Source organism: Sphaerospermopsis sp. LEGE 00249 (assembly GCF_014299995.1).
GTDB classification, from domain to species: Bacteria; Cyanobacteriota; Cyanobacteriia; order Cyanobacteriales; family Nostocaceae; genus Sphaerospermopsis; species Sphaerospermopsis kisseleviana.
This window is the reverse complement of sequence record NZ_JACJUZ010000054.1, coordinates 20,322-36,710: the sequence shown is the minus strand read 5'-3', so window position 1 is coordinate 36,710 and position 16,389 is coordinate 20,322. Positions and strand designations below refer to the sequence as shown.

Sequence of the window (16,389 nt, the reverse complement as noted above, 5' to 3'; positions counted from 1 at the left end):
AAAAAGTTTTGGAGCAAACCTTTCTGGAAATGCAGTCAAATTTGGTACAATTGAGACAGGGAGTTGCTGGTGCGATCGCTACCCAAAAACGCACTGAACGTCAAGCACTTGCAGCAGAATCTCAATCCCAAGAATGGTATCGTCGCGCTCAACTAGCTCTCCAACAAGGTAACGAAGCTTTAGCACGGGAAGCTCTCACCAAACGCCAAACTTACCAACAAACAGCTACAGCTTTGTTTGAGCAAATAGAACAGCAAAAACAAGTTGTAGAGAAGTTAAAACAGGATATGCGTAGTTTGGAGTTGAAAACCGCAGAAGTAAAAACTAAAAAAGATATGTACATTGCTCGCGCTCGTTCTGCTCAAGCTTCCTATAAACTTCAGGAAATGCTGAGTGAATTTTCTACTACATCTAGTCTAGGTGCATTAGAACGGATGGAAGATAAGGTGTTGCAGATAGAATCACAAGCAGAAGCAATTGGTCAATTGGGTGGTGACAATCTGGAAACAGGATTTGCTAAGTTGAATTCTATTAATAATAATGTCGATGTTGAACTGGCAGCAATGAAAACCCAAATGTTAAAGGAGGTAAATAACCAGCAGCAACAAATATAGCTTGAGATATAGATTTGCAGTACATCAAGTAACGAAAACTACTAAATGTTGAATCTGATGAGTTAATGTAGCTGAATTATATTGTCATGATCCAGAATGGAGAGAGTATTGTAAAAATACCATTCCCGACTAAAAAGATTAAATTGAAATAGGTAGCTATTAAACAGTAAAAAAGTTCACTGTCTAACCAAGCGCGTAAACCTCAAGCAGAAAAACAAGGAAAAACAAAGTTATGGGATTATTTGATCGGCTTAAAAGAGTAGTTAGTGCGAATGTTAACGATTTAATCAATAAAGCAGAAGATCCAGAAAAAATGCTGGAACAAGCCCTGTTGGAAATGCAGGAAGACTTAGTACAGTTACGTCAAGGGGTTGCACAAGCAATTGCTGCCCAAAAGCGCACAGATAAACAACACAATGATGCTGTAAATGAAGTTAATAAATGGCAACGTAACGCCCAACTAGCTCTGCAAAAAGGTGATGAAAACTTAGCCCGTCAAGCATTAGAGCGCAAGAAAACTTTTAATGATACTGCTACAGTATTAAAAGTCAGTTTAGATCAGCAAACTGTACAGGTGGAAACTCTGAAAAAGAATTTAATCCAGCTAGAGAGCAAAATTTCTGAAGCTAAAACCAAGAAAGAAATGCTCAAAGCGCGAATTACTGCTGCTAAAGCTCAGGAACAACTGGGTTCAATGGTTAGTGGGATGAGTACAAGCAGTGCTATGGCTGCTTTTGAGCGCATGCAAGAAAAGGTTTTGATGCAAGAAGCTCGCGCTCAGTCTACAGCAGAATTAGTAGGTGGAACTTTAGAAAGCCAATTTGCCCAGTTAGAAGGTAGTAGTGATGTTGATGATGAATTGGCAGCTTTGAAAGCAAGTATGCTATCACCAGCAGCACCTCAACCGCAACTACCCCCACAAAAACAACCCACCAATACACAACAAACAACCACCACAGCCAAATCAGCAGAACCGGTTGATTCTGAGTTGGAAGCTTTAAAGAGACAATTAGATCAGTTGTAAGTTTTGCAGAAAACACATTTGAGAATATCCCACACCTCAAGGTTGTGGGATTTTGTTTCGTTGGGGACTGGTGACTGGGAAAGAAAATTTTAGATTTTAGATTTTAGATTTTAGATTTTAGATTGGAGTTAACAAAAACAATCCAAAATCCAAAATCCAAAATCCAAAATAAATAACTCCTGACTCTTGACTCCTGACTCCTGACTCCTTTTTACGATACAGTAATGTGTGTGTCAACTTGGAAGATGCCACCTAATGGAGACTTTAATGAGTAAGGGTGTAATAACTATCACTGACGCTGAGTTTGAAACTGAGGTTTTAAAAGCCGAGCAGCCTGTATTAGTTTACTTTTGGGCTTCCTGGTGTGGTCCTTGTCAATTGATGTCGCCAATGATTAGTTTAGCTGCTAATAAATACAGCGATCGCCTAAAAATTGTCAAGATGGAAATTGACCCTAACCCCCTAACTGTAAAACGGTATCAGGTGGAAGGTGTCCCTGCACTCAGGTTAATTAAAGAAAAGCAACTGCTAGAATCGACTGAGGGAGTTATCAGCAAAGATCAATTACTCAGTCTTTTGGATCAGCATTTAAATAGTAATTAGTAAATGGTCAGGTACTGGGGACTGGGGACTGGAGGCAGAAGAGAGCTATTTTCCTCCTTGCTCCCTTTCCTCTTTCCTGTTCCCTATTTTTTGACTTTTGACTTTTGACTTGATTTTGCCCAATGACTAATTACTAATGACTAATTACTAAGCTGTTACACAGCTAAATTGTATAATCCTAATATTCTGAACTCTTGTTTAACAGGCAAGATGCCTGTTCCACTTATACAAATTAAATGCACAACAGCTTAATGACCCATGACTAATGACTAAAATGCAATTTGCACAACGTTTACAACCTCTACAAGCTAATGTATTTGCGGATATGGACAGGGCTAAGGCTCTAGCTGTGTCTGCTGGAAAAAAATTAATTGATTTGTCTCTGGGGTCTTCTGATTTACCAGTAGATAATCATATTATTGATGCGATCGCCAAATCTCTTGATGATCCTAGCACTCACGGTTATTTGCTGTTTCGAGGAACTCAAGGATTTCGTCAAGCTGCTGCTCAATGGTATGAGCAAAAATTTGGTATTAAAGTTGACCCAGAAACAGAAGTTTTACCTTTGATTGGTTCTCAGGAAGGAACTGCACATTTACCTTTAGCAATTCTCAATCCTGGTGATTTTGCGTTGTTATTAGACCCTGGTTATCCTTCCCATGCAGGAGGAGTTTATTTAGCAAGTGGGCAAATTTACCCAATGCCCTTAAAGGCAGAAAATAATTTTTTACCAGTGTTGACTGATATTCCCGCTTCAGTTTTAGCTCAGTCACGGCTGATGGTGTTAAGCTATCCCCATAATCCTACCAGTGCGATCGCTCCTTTATCTTTCTTTCAAGAAGCTGTAGCTTTTTGTAAAAAGCATAACATTGTTTTAGTCCATGATTTCCCCTACGTAGATTTAGTATTTACCCAGGACGAAACTTTCAATCCAAAATCCAAAATCCAAAATCTAAAATCCTCAGTTCCCTCAATTTTACAAGCTGACCCTGAAAAAAGCGTTTCTATTGAATTTTTCACCTTGTCTAAATCTTATAATATGGGTGGTTTCCGCATTGGTTACGCCATTGGTAACGCTCAATTAATTCAAGCTTTAAAACAGGTTAAAGCCACCGTTGATTTTAATCAATATTTGGGAATTTTAAACGGGGCGATCGCTGCACTTACAGGCAATCAAGACGGTGTAAAAAAATCAGTTGCTATTTTCCGCCAACGTCGTGATGCTTTCATCAATGCCTTACACCGCATTGGTTGGAACGTTCCCACACCAGAAGCAACTATGTATATTTGGGCAAAATTACCAGAACCTTGGAGTAATAATTCTATCAAATTTTGTACAGAGTTAGTTAAACAAACTGGTGTAGCTGCTTCTCCGGGTGCTGGTTTTGGTTCAGCAGGGGAAGGATATGTGCGTTTTGCGTTGGTGCAAGAACCACAGATATTAGAAACTGCGGTAGATAGAATTGCTGAATTTATTAATTCTAGCGTTTGAGAAACCATAATCTTTGCAAAATAGTCGGTTTTAACTGACTTTAGCTATAAGACAGGGAATTTATTCCCTGGTTTTCTGGCTTTCTTTGTGTGCTTTGCGTCCTTTGCGGTTCGTTATATAATTCATCGCATCTTCATCAAAAATTAGATGACATTAAAAATATTTCTTAAAATAAAGAGAGGTATTTATTTGTAAAATTACCTAACATTAGCCGTGACAGTATCATCCCAAACTCTACCCTTAGTTAAAAAACCAGAGGAACTAGAAACCCGTTTAGCAGAAATTCCCCCAGCACCAGGGGTTTATTTAATGCGGGATGAAAGCGATCGCATTATTTATATAGGTAAATCTCGCAAATTGCGATCGCGTGTTCGTTCCTATTTCCGTGACTACACTAATAAGACTCAACGCATTAACACGATGGTTAAATTAGTGACGGAAATTGAATTTATTGTCACTGATACCGAAGCGGAAGCATTAGCATTAGAAGCAAATTTAATCAAACAGCATCAACCTTATTTTAATGTTTTATTAAAAGACGATAAAAAATATCCTTATCTCTGCATTACCTGGTCCGAGGAGTATCCGCGCATTTTTATTACTCGTAAACGTCAACTGGGAAAACCCAAAGATAAAAAAGATAAATACTACGGACCTTACACAGACTCAGGTTTATTACGGGAAATTCTGCACCTGTGTAAACGCATTTTTCCCCAAAAACAAAGACCCCAACCTTTATTTAAAGATCGTCCTTGTTTAAATTATGATATTGGTCGTTGTCCTGGAGTTTGTCAACAGTTAATTTCTCCTGAAGAATACCGGACAATTATCCAAAAAATAGCAATGGTATTTCAAGGAAGAACTCAGGAATTAATAGATATTTTAACAACACAAATGGAAGCAGCAGCGGAAGAATTGAATTTTGAAACCGCAGCTAAAATCAGAGATCAAATTATTGGTTTAAAATCCTTAACTGCACAGCAAAAAGTATCCTTACCTGATGATACAGTATCAAGAGATGCCATTGCTTTAGCCGCAGATAATCAACACGCATACATTCAATTATTTCAAATTCGTGCAGGTCAATTAGTCGGAAGATTAGCGTTTATTGCTAACTCCCAAGCTGAACCAGGAGCAATTTTACAAAGAGTATTAGAAGAACATTATCAAACAGCAGATAGTGTAGAAATTCCTAGTGAAATTTTAGTACAACATGAATTACCCGATGGGGAAATTTTAGCAGAAATTTTAACACAAAGAAAAGGCAGAAAAGTAAATATTATTGCACCTTTGCGACAAACAAAAGCAGAATTAATAGAAATGGTAGAAAAAAACGCCCAATTTGAATTACAAAGAATGCAAAAATTGGGTAATAGTAATCAAAAATCCTTAGAAGATTTAGCAGCAATTCTTGATTTACCAGACTTACCTCACCGCATTGAAGGTTATGATATTTCTCATATTCAAGGAAGTAATGCAGTAGCTTCTCAAGTGGTATTTATTGATGGTTTACCAGCAAAACAATATTACCGTCATTATAAAATTAAAAATCCCAATGTGAGTATTGGACATTCTGATGATTTTGCCAGTTTAGCAGAAGTGATTCACAGAAGATTTAGGAAATATATTGAAGATCCAAAATTACCAAGATTAGGAAATTCTGACTGGCCAGATTTAATTATGATTGATGGTGGTAAAGGTCAATTATCTGCGGTAGTATCTATTTTAGAAGAAATGAATTTATTAGCAGACTTGCGTGTTGTGAGTTTAGCAAAAAAACGGGAAGAAATCTTTTTACCCGGTGAGTCTTTACCTTTAGAAACAGATGCAGAACAACCAGGAGTACAATTATTGCGAAGGTTGCGAGATGAAGCACATCGGTTTGCTGTGAGTTTTCATCGACAACAAAGAAGTGATAAATTGAAAAGGTCGCGCTTAGATGAAATTCCCGGTTTAGGACACCATCGACAAAAGTTACTACTAGCTCATTTTCGCTCCGTTGATTATATCCGTCAAGCTACACCACAACAATTAACAGAAGTTTCGGGAATTGGACCGAGATTAGCACAGGAAATTTATACCTATTTTCATCCAAATTGAGGAATATTGCACTTTCACACACCAAAATACCAAAATACCAAAAAATATTAACCCCCTCCCCTTGCTGATCATTAAAATGCTAAAATTCCATTGATGCTAGGGGTGCTTGTGAAAGCCAAGCTGAGATCAAACCCTTAACACCTGAGACTGGGTAATACCAGCGTAGGGAAGCTGTATATTGAGGATTATTGTATGCGAACTGAATGGATAGCCAAGCGACGTGGACAGGGTAATGTTACACAAATGCACTACGCTCGCCAAGGTGTAATTACTGAGGAAATGTACCACGTCGCTAAGGTGGAAAACCTTCCTCCTGAACTGATCCGCGAAGAAGTAGCACGGGGAAGAATGGTGATACCTGCGAATATTAATCACACTAACCTAGAACCGATGGCTATAGGTATCGCTTCTAAATGTAAAGTCAATGCCAATATTGGTGCATCTCCTAATTCTTCCGATGTTCAAGAAGAATTGGAAAAATTAAGATTATCTATCAAATACGGTGCTGATACCGTGATGGACTTGTCCACAGGTGGTGGTAATTTAGATGAAATTCGTACCGCTATTATCAAAGCTTCACCTGTTCCTATCGGTACTGTTCCAGTGTACCAAGCTTTAGAAAGCGTCCATGGCAGAATGGAAAACTTCACCGCTGACGACTTTCTGCACATCATCGAAAAACACGCTCAACAAGGGGTAGACTATCAAACCATCCACGCGGGTTTGTTGATAGAACATTTACCTTTAGTGAAAACTCGTCTCACAGGTATTGTTTCCCGTGGTGGCGGTATTTTGGCTAAGTGGATGTTGCTGCACCGCAAACAAAACCCCCTGTACACCCATTTCAATGACATCATTGAGATTTTTAAGAAATATGATGTTACTTTCAGTTTAGGCGACTCTCTGCGTCCTGGATGTACCCATGATGCAACAGACGCAGCGCAGTTAGCAGAACTGAAAACTTTAGGTCAACTCACCCGCAGAGCATGGGAACATGATGTACAGGTAATGGTGGAAGGTCCTGGTCACGTTCCTATGGATCAAATTGAGTTCAATGTCCGCAAGCAAATGGAGGAGTGTTCAGAAGCTCCTTTCTATGTTCTTGGTCCTTTAGTTACAGACATTGCTCCTGGTTATGATCATATTACTTCAGCCATTGGTGCAGCAATGGCGGGATGGTATGGTACTGCCATGTTATGTTATGTGACACCTAAAGAACATTTAGGTTTACCTAATGCTGAAGACGTGCGTAATGGGTTAATAGCTTATAAAATAGCTGCTCATGCGGCGGATATTGCGAGACATCGCCCTGGTGCTAGAGATCGGGATGATGAACTGTCTAGAGCGCGGTATAATTTTGATTGGAATCGTCAATTTGAGTTATCTTTAGATCCTGAGCGAGCTAGGGAATATCATGATGAAACTTTGCCTGATGATGTTTATAAAAAGGCTGAGTTTTGTTCTATGTGTGGTCCTAAGTTCTGTCCGATGCAGACTAAGATTGAAGATGAGGCTTTAACTGAGTTAGAAGAATTTTTGGCTAAAGAACCTGTAGCGCAACAATGCTAAAATAGTTCTGGTTAAATATCGTTACTGGGTTAAACCTGGTAACGATATTATAGTGATTTTCGTGAACCAGATTTTTATATCTCACGCAATCTCCGTGAGGAGATCCCGCAGGGTAGGCGCAAAGACGCAAAGGAAGAAAGAAGAGAAAAAGAAGATTGAAGAAATACATTAAAAATGCTGTATTTTTGTAACTGTGCATAAATCGAAATCTGTCACATCATTCACAACCTAAAAATCTATGAGTGAACAAATAAAATGGACTGCGGAAGCGGAAGCGAAAATCAAAGAAATTCCTTTTTTTGTGCGTCCTTTTGCACGGAAGAAGATTGAAAATTATGCTCAGGAGAATGGGATAGTTGTTATTGATATTCAGGTTTATGAACAGGCTAAACAGTTGTTTAATAAGAATTTTAATAAGTAGTTAAATTTACCATCAACTGTATATCGTTCAGCAATGGTAAACATCTGATTTTAGAGATTTTTAAACCTGGAGCGATTGCCATTGTTACAAGATGCAGAAATTCTCTGGCAGACACAACACAATTTTAAATGTCTAATTTTAAATTTCCAATGTATGTCTGAGTGCTGCATCTACTAAAGACATTTCTGAGTAAAAACCAATCACTTTATCAATTTCTGTATCTAAAACAGTTGCTAGATTATCTGTCATAATCACAGAATCGCTAACTAATCCTGTTTGTTTTCCTGGTGGTGTTGCTATATTCACAAAAACTCTGCTAGGGTGTCCAGCACGGGAAACATTGCTAGTAATCATAGCTATAATAGTTTGCGATAAACCAGTACAAATATTATTAGATTGAACCACTAAAGCAGGACGACGTTTAGCAGTTTTTAAGTTTGAGTCTGGGAACAAAACCAGCACTACTTGACCACGATTATAAGGCATCGTAAGCTTCCATTTCTGGTTGTTCCCAATCTTCTGCAAAACATTGCAATCTAGCTCTTAAATTTGCAGCTTGTTCTTCATTAATCCCACGAGATGACAAATCTACAGAAGCATTTGCATCAATAAAAGTTACAATTACTCGCGCTGTTTTGATGCCGGTTGGCATTTCGGTTAGCTCAATTTTTCCGTCTTGATAAATGCCTTCGATTGATTGTAACATTTGTTTTACTTCTTGGGGTTAACTACTATTAAAAGTATAACTTTATAGTAACATGATTATTATACAATATTTTTCATGTTTAGTGTGATTTTTGGAAAAATGTGATTTTCAATATCATCAAATGACTCGACAAACTCACGATCAATTTGCTAAAGAATACCTAGAGGAATTATTAACACCTGTAGGAATAATCAAAAAAAGCGAAAAGGTGAAAAGCGAAGTTCAAGAAATTGATGTTTGGTTTGAACCCTTTCCTACACCCACTCAGGAAAATTTACCTTTGGGTTTATTAGGTAAAATCGCCAAAACTCAATGTTTAATTGAGGTTTTTCGTAACCCACCATCAGAAATAGAAATTCGCAGTTGTTTACTCAAATTATATGCTGTTCATGGCGATATTGTCAGGAGGGCGAAACGAGAAAACCAAAATATTGCTGAATCAGAATTTCCGATGTTATGGATTTTAACACCAACTTTCTCACCTCGCATGATTAAAGGATTAGGTGCAAATGAGATAGGAGAAGATTGGGTTAAGGGTATTTATTTTCTGCATGATATTTTGAAAACAGCAATAGTTGTGATTCATCAATTACCAGAAAATGAGGATACTTTATGGTTAAGAGTTTTAGGGAAAGGAGGAACACAAAAAAGAGCAGTAGAGGAGTTAACGACTTTACCTGAAAACAACCCTTTTAGGGAGAATTTGTTAGAAATTTTAGCCGACTGGCGCAAGAATTTAGAATTGAGAGATAATTTAAGTAGAGAAGAGGAGGAAGAGATTATGAACTTATCACCAGCTTATTTACAACAACGGGAAGAATGGAGACAAGAAGCAAAGCAAGAAGGAAGACAGGAAGGAAGACAGGAAGGACAACTTTTATTGATAACTTCTTTGTTGGAAGGGCGGTTTGGTAGTTTAGATGCTGAGTTATCTGATGCGGTGGAAAAGATTGCTAAGTTTCCTATTGCTGAACGCACTCAGTTGCTTTTGTCTTTGGGTAGTTTATCCCGTGAGGAGTTGTTAGAAAGATTGCGGAATCGGGAAGTTTAGTATAAAATGGTGTTTTGGCAGTTTGAGGATATTTCCCAAACTGCTGAATTATTTTTTGATACTGATGCTTTAATTGATTTAGAGAATTGCGTTATGGGGAATTAGTTGTATGACATTTGATCTTGCCCTATTCAGTTCAAAATTGAAAAAATACAGAGCGCAGTTTGAAAATTCACTAGATGAAATTTCAGTATCAACTGGTATTTCAATACAATCTTTAACTGCTCTTGAAAATGGGGAGAAAAAACCAACAGGTGATGAGGTTTTGATATTAGCAGATTATTATAAATGTGATTACCAGTTCTTTATATCAAATGAAAAACTAGCACCTTTTGAGCAAACTGAAATTTTATTTAGAAAGCATGGTGATGAGTTCTCAAAAGAAGACCGTTGGGCTGTGCAAGAATTTCTTTTTCTGTGCGAGTGTGAAGATTTTTTATTAAGTTTAATTTTCAGGAGAGACTACAAACCATTTAGCTTTATTCCGCAAGGAAAATACTTCATAGATCATGGGGAACAAGCAGCAAAAAAGCTACGAGAGCATTTAGGATATTCTGTGAATCAAGTAAGCAGTAATATTTATGATGACTTTCGCCGTTTAGGATTTCATATTTTCCGTCGTGAATTAGGCAACTCAAATATTTCTGGTCTATATATTAAACATCCTGTAGCTGGTAAGTGTGTGCTAGTTAATTACAGTGAAGATATTTATAGACAAAGATTTACGGTAGCACATGAATCTGCTCATGCAATTTTAGATGAAGAAAAAGATTTTGTTCTTTCCCTTGATTCAGATAAAAAAACTCTTGTTGAAGTTAGAGCAAATACATTTGCATCTCGTTATCTGATGCCTCCAGAGTTCCTAAGCAACATTCCAGATTCTACAAGTTGGAATCCTGATAAGGCTATTGAGTGGGCAAGTAAATTAAAGGTTAGCACACAAGCCTTAGCTTATGCGTTGAAGAGTGCTAATCTAATATCTGATGAAGCACAAGTAAAATCGGTCATAGTACCATCATATATGAAAGTTGATCCAGAATTACCCGAAGATTTATCAACAGGATCTAGACAGCGTAAAGAAGAATTACTAAAAAGAGGTCTATCAACTTTTTATGTAAAACTATGCTTTGATGCTTATTATCAAAAGTTCATATCAGCAGGTAGATTAGCAGAAATGCTTTTAGTTGATGAATATGAATTACAAAATATTGCAAATATTTACGGACAAACTTTAAAATATGGCGATTAATCCATCTGAATTTCAAAAACTAAATGTTGTTGATTCATGTGCTATTGATAATATTTTCTCATCCCAACTTCTTTACGTAGCTGCTCAATCCGCAGGATGTCATTTCTGTTGTACTAGCTTTGTATATTATGAGTGTTTGCATAATCCAAGAAAAAATCCTACACCAGAAGCACGTGAACTACAAAAGATTTTCCGAAAAGCAACTGAAGATGGAAAAGTTAAGAACTACAATCTAGAACTTGAAGACTTACAAGAAGTTTCAATTCTTGAAAAACGGAAACGACTAGGGAAAGGAGAGTTAGCTTCCATTGTATTTGCCAAGAAAACAAACCAAGCTTTCTTAACAGATGATCAAGGTGCTAGAAAACTGGCTAGTGAAGTTATGGATACTAGATTAGTACAAACTACTCCCCACTTATTAGGTTGGTTATTTTTTAAAAATTTTTTGGGTGATAGTGATTTACAAGCAATTATTAATGATCACAAAAAATATAATCGAAAATTAGCAGAATACTTTACTGAAATGTATTATAGAGCTTTAGATTACAGGTCAAAAACGTATTTAAATATAGAAAAAGAAAATGATACTAAATAAGTAACCTGAAAAATTAGTTTTTGTGCGATCGCTTGTGATGTGATTTTGGTAAGTGCGATCGCCAAATCATACTAAATGTATTACTTTTCGATAAACCAGCTACAATACAATAGGATAAATCTCACCACAAGCAAAATATGACACTAACCGAATTACTACCATCAATTCAACAACTTTCAGCATCCGAAAAACTTAAATTAATTCGCATTCTTGCAGAAGAGTTAGACTCTACAGAAGATATTTCTCCCTTAGAACCATTCAAAACATATTACCTAGCAACTCCTGATAACAGCTTCGGTGCTGGAAAAATCCTCATGGAAGAACTAAATCAATCTATTGCTAATGATTAAAGTTTATGCGGTTTAAATATTCAACAACAGATCCCAGTCAAAATGAATTTGATAGTTTACCCAGACTTCCCTTAATTGTACGTAAAGGTGATCAAATAATAGAAGTTTTAGGTTTAGTAGATAGTGGTGCTACTATCAACGTTTTACCCTATGAAATAGGGCTTCAGTTAGGTGGAATCTGGGATAGTAGAAAGGCAATTATCCAATTAGCAGGTAATCTCAGTCAAGCAGCTATGCCATTTTTTGCTACTGCTGAAATAGGTGAATTTCCCTCAGTTAATTTGGCTTTTGCATGGGTGAGTAAACCAAATGCACCCTTAATTTTGGGACAAACTAATTTCTTTATGGAATTTGATGTTTCTTTCTATCGTTCAAAACTTGAATTTGAGAACAAACCTAAATCGTAGTAAAATACCCTCTATGTCTCTACAAGAACTGAAAGATAAAGCCTGTAAATTATCGGAGAGCGATCGCCTAGAACTCGTTCGCGCAATTATCGAATCCTTGCAAAATCAACCTAACCAACAGTCAGAAAAAACTCGCATTATCAAACAAATGAAAGGTTTACTAAAAACCAATCAACCAGCACCAAATGATGAACAAGTTAAAGCAATGTTAGCAGAACATAAAGAGGAGAAGTATCTGTAGTGAAAATTCTCATTGATACTAACTACTAACATTATTCTAGATTACTTCTTAGAAAGAGAGCCGTTTTTACAAGATGCAGAAATGCTATTTCAAGCAATTGCTTCTGGGCAATTAATCGGATATGTCACTGCAACAACACTAACAGATATTTTCTACATTGCTCGTAGACAAACCCAAAGTCTTCAACTTGCTAGACAAGCGATTTCAAACATATTAGATATTATGGTTATTTCTCCTGTTAACCGGGCTATTTTAGAAGCAGCTTTTACATCTGGGTTAACAGACTTTGAAGATGCAGTTCAAATTTACTGTGCAGTTGATCAAAGTTTAGATGCAATTGTTACTCGTGATATCAAAGGTTTTTCTAATTCAGTCATACCTGTGTTGTTAGTATCTCAGCTATTGAAACAGTTAGAATAAAAATTGATATTTTATCAGTAGCTTACCGTGTATCACCAATAAAACGGTGTTTATTCATCATCTTGTAAAATAGATTCTAAAATTTCAGGAGTTAAGCCTTTAGCTAGTGCTTCTTTACTGGTTTCATCCATTATGTTTCTGAGTTTTTGAATTGCTTCTTTGTTCATATTTTTCACTCTTATTATTCAATAATATTCTATCATGTTTTTGATATACTTACTGTGGCAATAAAACCAACAGACCACAAACCGCATCATCTCACATTGCCAAAACTTACGAATATTCCAACTTTGCGAACTTTGCGAACTTTGCGGTTCGTAACAAATCACCATCCATGCTACCTTATGGCAAAATTGATCAGAGTCCTAAAAAACTGATAATTCCCAGCATGACCGCAACTATACCAAATCTCCCCAGTGTTTACGAATCATTCTCCACAGAAGCGAAATGGCAAAAATTCTGGGAAGAAAACCAAGTCTACAAAGCAGACCCCAACCACCCCGGTGAACCCTACTGTATTGTTATTCCGCCCCCAAACGTCACCGGCAGTTTACACATGGGTCACGCATTTGAAAGTGCGTTGATTGATGCCATCATTCGCTATCAAAGAATGAAGGGTAAAAACGCTCTTTGGCTACCTGGTACTGACCACGCAAGTATAGCAGTACAAACCATTCTGGAAAAACAACTCAAAGCAGAAGGTAAAACTCGCTACGACTTAGGTAGGGAAAAATTCTTAGAACGGGCTTGGCAATGGAAAGCTGAATCAGGTGGTACAATTGTCAATCAATTACGCCGTTTGGGTGTTTCCGTGGACTGGTCGCGGGAACGCTTCACCCTAGATGAAGGTTTATCAAAAGCTGTTTTAGAAGCATTTATCCGTCTTTATGAAGAAGGTCTAATTTACCGGAGTAATTACTTAGTTAACTGGTGTCCCGCTTCTCAGTCTGCGGTGTCTGATTTGGAAGTCGAACCCAAAGAGGTAAATGGTAATCTTTGGCACTTCCGTTATCCTCTCAGCGATGGTTCTGGTTTTGTAGAAGTCGCCACCACAAGACCCGAAACCATGTTAGGTGATACGGCAGTTGCGGTTAACCCGGAAGATGAACGGTATAAAAATTTAATTGGTAAAACTCTCACCTTACCCATCATGAATCGGGAAATACCGATTATTGGTGATGAATTAGTTGACCCCGCTTTCGGTACAGGATGCGTTAAAGTCACTCCTGCCCATGACCCTAACGACTTTGAAATGGGTAAGCGTCATGATTTGCCGTTTATCAATATCATGAACAAAGACGGCACGCTTAACGAAAATGCGGGAGAGTTCCAAGGACAAGACCGCTTTGTTGCTAGAAAAAATGTAGTTGCTCGTTTAGAAGCCGACGGTGTACTGGTCAAAATAGAAGACTATAAACATACAGTACCCTATAGCGATCGCGGAAAAGTCCCCGTAGAACCCCTACTTTCAACCCAGTGGTTTGTCAAAATTCGCCCCATCGCTGACAAAACCCTAGATTTTCTAGACAATCAAAACTCCCCCGAATTTGTCCCCGAACGCTGGAGAAAGGTTTACCGTGATTGGTTAGTAAATCTGCGTGACTGGTGTATTTCCCGTCAATTATGGTGGGGTCATCAAATACCCGCTTGGTATGCAGTTAGCGAAACCGGCGGAGAAATTACCGACACCACACCCTTCTTTGTTGCTAAAACCGCAGATGAAGCATTAGAAAAAGCTAAAGCCCAATTTGGCGAAGAAGTCAAACTAGAACAAGACCCCGACGTTTTAGACACCTGGTTTTCCTCCGGTTTATGGCCTTTCTCCACATTAGGATGGCCAGAACAAACCAAAGACTTAGAAACCTACTACCCCAACGCTACCCTAGTTACAGGATTTGATATCATCTTTTTCTGGGTAGCAAGAATGACCTTAATGGCAGGACATTTTACCGGAAAAATGCCCTTCAAAACCGTTTATATTCACGGTTTAGTGAGGGATGAAAATAATAAGAAAATGTCCAAATCAGCAAACAATGGCATTGACCCATTATTGTTGATTGATAAATATGGAACTGATGCCCTGCGTTATACATTAGTTAAAGAAGTAGTCGGTGCAGGTCAAGATATTCGCTTAGAATATGACCGCAAAAAAGATGAATCTATCTCTGTAGAAGCATCTCGAAATTTTGCTAATAAAATCTGGAATGCTGCCCGATTTGTCATGATGAATTTGGATGGACAAACTCCAGCCCAATTAGGTAAACCAGAACCCATAGAACTCAGTGATAAATGGATTCTTTCCCGTTATCATCAAGTAGTTAAACAAACAAATAACTACATTGATAATTATGGTTTAGGGGAAGCAGCCAAAGGACTTTATGAGTTTATTTGGGGAGATTTTTGTGACTGGTATATTGAATTAGTAAAATCCAGATTACAAAAAGATGCAGATCCCGCATCTCGGAAAATTGCCCAACAAATTATCGCCTACGTTTTGGAAGGGGTATTAAAGTTATTACATCCTTTCATGCCCCATATTACCGAAGAAATTTGGCAAACTCTCACCCAACAACCAGCCGAAAATCCCCAAGTTTTAGCTTTACAAGCTTATCCAGAAGCGGATACAAATTTAATTGATTCTAGCTTAGAAGAACAATTTGATTTGTTAATTAATACTATCCGCACTATCCGTAATTTACGGGCGGAAGCTGATGTTAAACCAGGGGCAAAAATTACCGCAAATTTGCAAAGTGAAAGTGAAAAAGAAAGGTCAATTCTGACAATTGCGGAAGCATATATCAAAGATTTAGCCAAGGTAGAAACATTAACTATTAATGCTCCCAATTCCCTAGAAAGCACTCCAGAAAATACTGGAGAAGCACCAACAGGATCACCAACAGAAGCAACAACAGAATTACCCAAAAATAAAGAACTTTTCAGTAGTTCCTATTGGCGGACTTTGAAAAATATTGGTTTAATTCTGGCGGTGTTAGTTACTCTCAGAGTCGTTATTTTTGTCGGCAATACATCTTTACGGATACCCATTTTTGGTAGTTTCTTTGAAACAGTGGGTTTATTTTATGCAGGTTGGTTTGTAGTCCGTTATCTACTCAATGGTAAAGCCAGAAAAGAATTATTTGCTAAATATTTCCCAGCGAAGGAAACACAAACAGAAACAGAAATAGAACCTGCTACCACACAGGAAGAAGAAAAAGAACCTGCACAGGAAAAAGAAAATTCTATTTCCGGAGTTGTGGGTACTGTGCAAATTGTTATTCCCTTAACTGGAGTAGTTGATGTTGAAGTATTGCGGGCGAAATTAGAGAAAAGTTTGAATAAAGTTGAAGCGGAAGTTAAAGCTTTAACTGGAAGATTGAGTAATTCCAACTTTGTAGATAAAGCTCCCGCAGATGTGGTACAAACTACCAGAGATGCTTTAGCAGAAGCACAAAAACAAGCGGAAATTTTGCAGGAACGTCTGCGTACTTTATAACAGGTGACAGGTGACAGGTGACAGTAATTATTTTTTCCTGTTCCCTGTTCCCTA

At 37.6% G+C, this 16,389-nt stretch carries 17 protein-coding genes and 1 riboswitch; of the genes, 15 read left to right on the top strand and 2 right to left on the bottom strand.

The features are described from left to right. From H5968_RS17590 to H5968_RS17560, 7 genes are all read left to right on the top strand, one after another. Positions 1-614: PspA/IM30 family protein (locus H5968_RS17590; protein WP_187040991.1), on the top strand; the 614-nt coding region annotated here is incomplete at its 5' end. A 232-nt stretch (positions 615-846) separates the two neighbouring features. Beyond that, positions 847-1,638, top strand: a complete 792-nt coding sequence (locus H5968_RS17585) for a PspA/IM30 family protein (protein WP_187040990.1) — start codon at positions 847-849, stop codon at positions 1,636-1,638. A gap of 267 nt (positions 1,639-1,905) precedes the next feature. Beyond that, positions 1,906-2,241 (top strand): co-chaperone YbbN, encoded by a 336-nt coding sequence (locus H5968_RS17580; protein WP_096572852.1) that lies wholly within the window; start codon positions 1,906-1,908, stop codon positions 2,239-2,241. A 265-nt stretch (positions 2,242-2,506) separates the two neighbouring features. Beyond that, on the top strand, positions 2,507-3,733 hold the full coding sequence (locus H5968_RS17575; RefSeq protein ID WP_187040989.1) for an LL-diaminopimelate aminotransferase: 1,227 nt from the start codon (positions 2,507-2,509) through the stop codon (positions 3,731-3,733). Between the two features lie 213 nt (positions 3,734-3,946). After that, on the top strand, positions 3,947-5,833 hold the full coding sequence (gene uvrC, locus H5968_RS17570; RefSeq protein ID WP_187040988.1) for an excinuclease ABC subunit UvrC: 1,887 nt from the start codon (positions 3,947-3,949) through the stop codon (positions 5,831-5,833). An 88-nt stretch (positions 5,834-5,921) separates the two neighbouring features. Further along, positions 5,922-6,019: riboswitch (TPP riboswitch) on the top strand. Between the two features lie 6 nt (positions 6,020-6,025). Beyond that, positions 6,026-7,402 carry a phosphomethylpyrimidine synthase gene (gene thiC, locus H5968_RS17565; protein ID WP_187040987.1) on the top strand — a complete coding sequence of 459 codons (1,377 nt, stop codon included), beginning with the start codon at positions 6,026-6,028 and terminating at the stop codon, positions 7,400-7,402. Between the two features lie 238 nt (positions 7,403-7,640). Continuing rightward, the gene (locus tag H5968_RS17560; RefSeq protein WP_096571967.1) at positions 7,641-7,823 is read left to right on the top strand and encodes a PCP reductase family protein; all 183 of its coding nucleotides are present in this window, start codon (positions 7,641-7,643) and stop codon (positions 7,821-7,823) included. 138 nt (positions 7,824-7,961) lie between these two features. Here H5968_RS17560 and H5968_RS17555 read toward each other — a convergent pair whose 3' ends face one another. Both H5968_RS17555 and H5968_RS17550 read right to left on the bottom strand, forming a co-directional pair. Beyond that, entirely contained in the window at positions 7,962-8,309 is a 348-nt protein-coding gene (locus H5968_RS17555; RefSeq protein ID WP_187040986.1) for a type II toxin-antitoxin system PemK/MazF family toxin, read from the bottom strand. Continuing rightward, the gene (locus H5968_RS17550; RefSeq protein WP_187040985.1) at positions 8,299-8,529 is read right to left on the bottom strand and encodes a hypothetical protein; all 231 of its coding nucleotides are present in this window, start codon (positions 8,527-8,529) and stop codon (positions 8,299-8,301) included. Before H5968_RS17550 ends, H5968_RS17555 begins: the two co-directional genes overlap by 11 nt. A gap of 121 nt (positions 8,530-8,650) precedes the next feature. Between H5968_RS17550 and H5968_RS17545 the strand changes: the two genes are divergently transcribed. From H5968_RS17545 to H5968_RS17510, 8 genes are all read left to right on the top strand, one after another. Next, complete coding sequence (locus H5968_RS17545) at positions 8,651-9,580, top strand: hypothetical protein (protein WP_187040984.1); 930 nt, start codon at positions 8,651-8,653, stop codon at positions 9,578-9,580. A 109-nt stretch (positions 9,581-9,689) separates the two neighbouring features. Beyond that, on the top strand, positions 9,690-10,829 hold the full coding sequence (locus H5968_RS17540) for an XRE family transcriptional regulator (protein WP_187040983.1): 1,140 nt from the start codon (positions 9,690-9,692) through the stop codon (positions 10,827-10,829). After that, on the top strand, positions 10,819-11,424 hold the full coding sequence (locus tag H5968_RS17535) for a hypothetical protein (RefSeq protein ID WP_187040982.1): 606 nt from the start codon (positions 10,819-10,821) through the stop codon (positions 11,422-11,424). Before H5968_RS17540 ends, H5968_RS17535 begins: the two co-directional genes overlap by 11 nt. A 137-nt stretch (positions 11,425-11,561) precedes the next feature. Continuing rightward, the gene (locus H5968_RS17530; RefSeq protein ID WP_096571964.1) at positions 11,562-11,774 is read left to right on the top strand and encodes a hypothetical protein; all 213 of its coding nucleotides are present in this window, start codon (positions 11,562-11,564) and stop codon (positions 11,772-11,774) included. 5 nt (positions 11,775-11,779) lie between these two features. Then, positions 11,780-12,181 carry a hypothetical protein gene (locus H5968_RS17525; RefSeq protein WP_187040981.1) on the top strand — a complete coding sequence of 134 codons (402 nt, stop codon included), beginning with the start codon at positions 11,780-11,782 and terminating at the stop codon, positions 12,179-12,181. Between the two features lie 13 nt (positions 12,182-12,194). Beyond that, positions 12,195-12,422, top strand: coding sequence for a hypothetical protein (locus H5968_RS17520; RefSeq protein WP_187040980.1), 228 nt, complete (start codon positions 12,195-12,197; stop codon positions 12,420-12,422). A gap of 12 nt (positions 12,423-12,434) precedes the next feature. Next, positions 12,435-12,842 carry a PIN domain-containing protein gene (locus H5968_RS17515; RefSeq protein ID WP_187040979.1) on the top strand — a complete coding sequence of 136 codons (408 nt, stop codon included), beginning with the start codon at positions 12,435-12,437 and terminating at the stop codon, positions 12,840-12,842. 388 nt (positions 12,843-13,230) lie between these two features. Beyond that, the gene (locus H5968_RS17510; RefSeq protein WP_187040978.1) at positions 13,231-16,335 is read left to right on the top strand and encodes a valine--tRNA ligase; all 3,105 of its coding nucleotides are present in this window, start codon (positions 13,231-13,233) and stop codon (positions 16,333-16,335) included. Positions 16,336-16,389 lie beyond the last annotated feature (54 nt).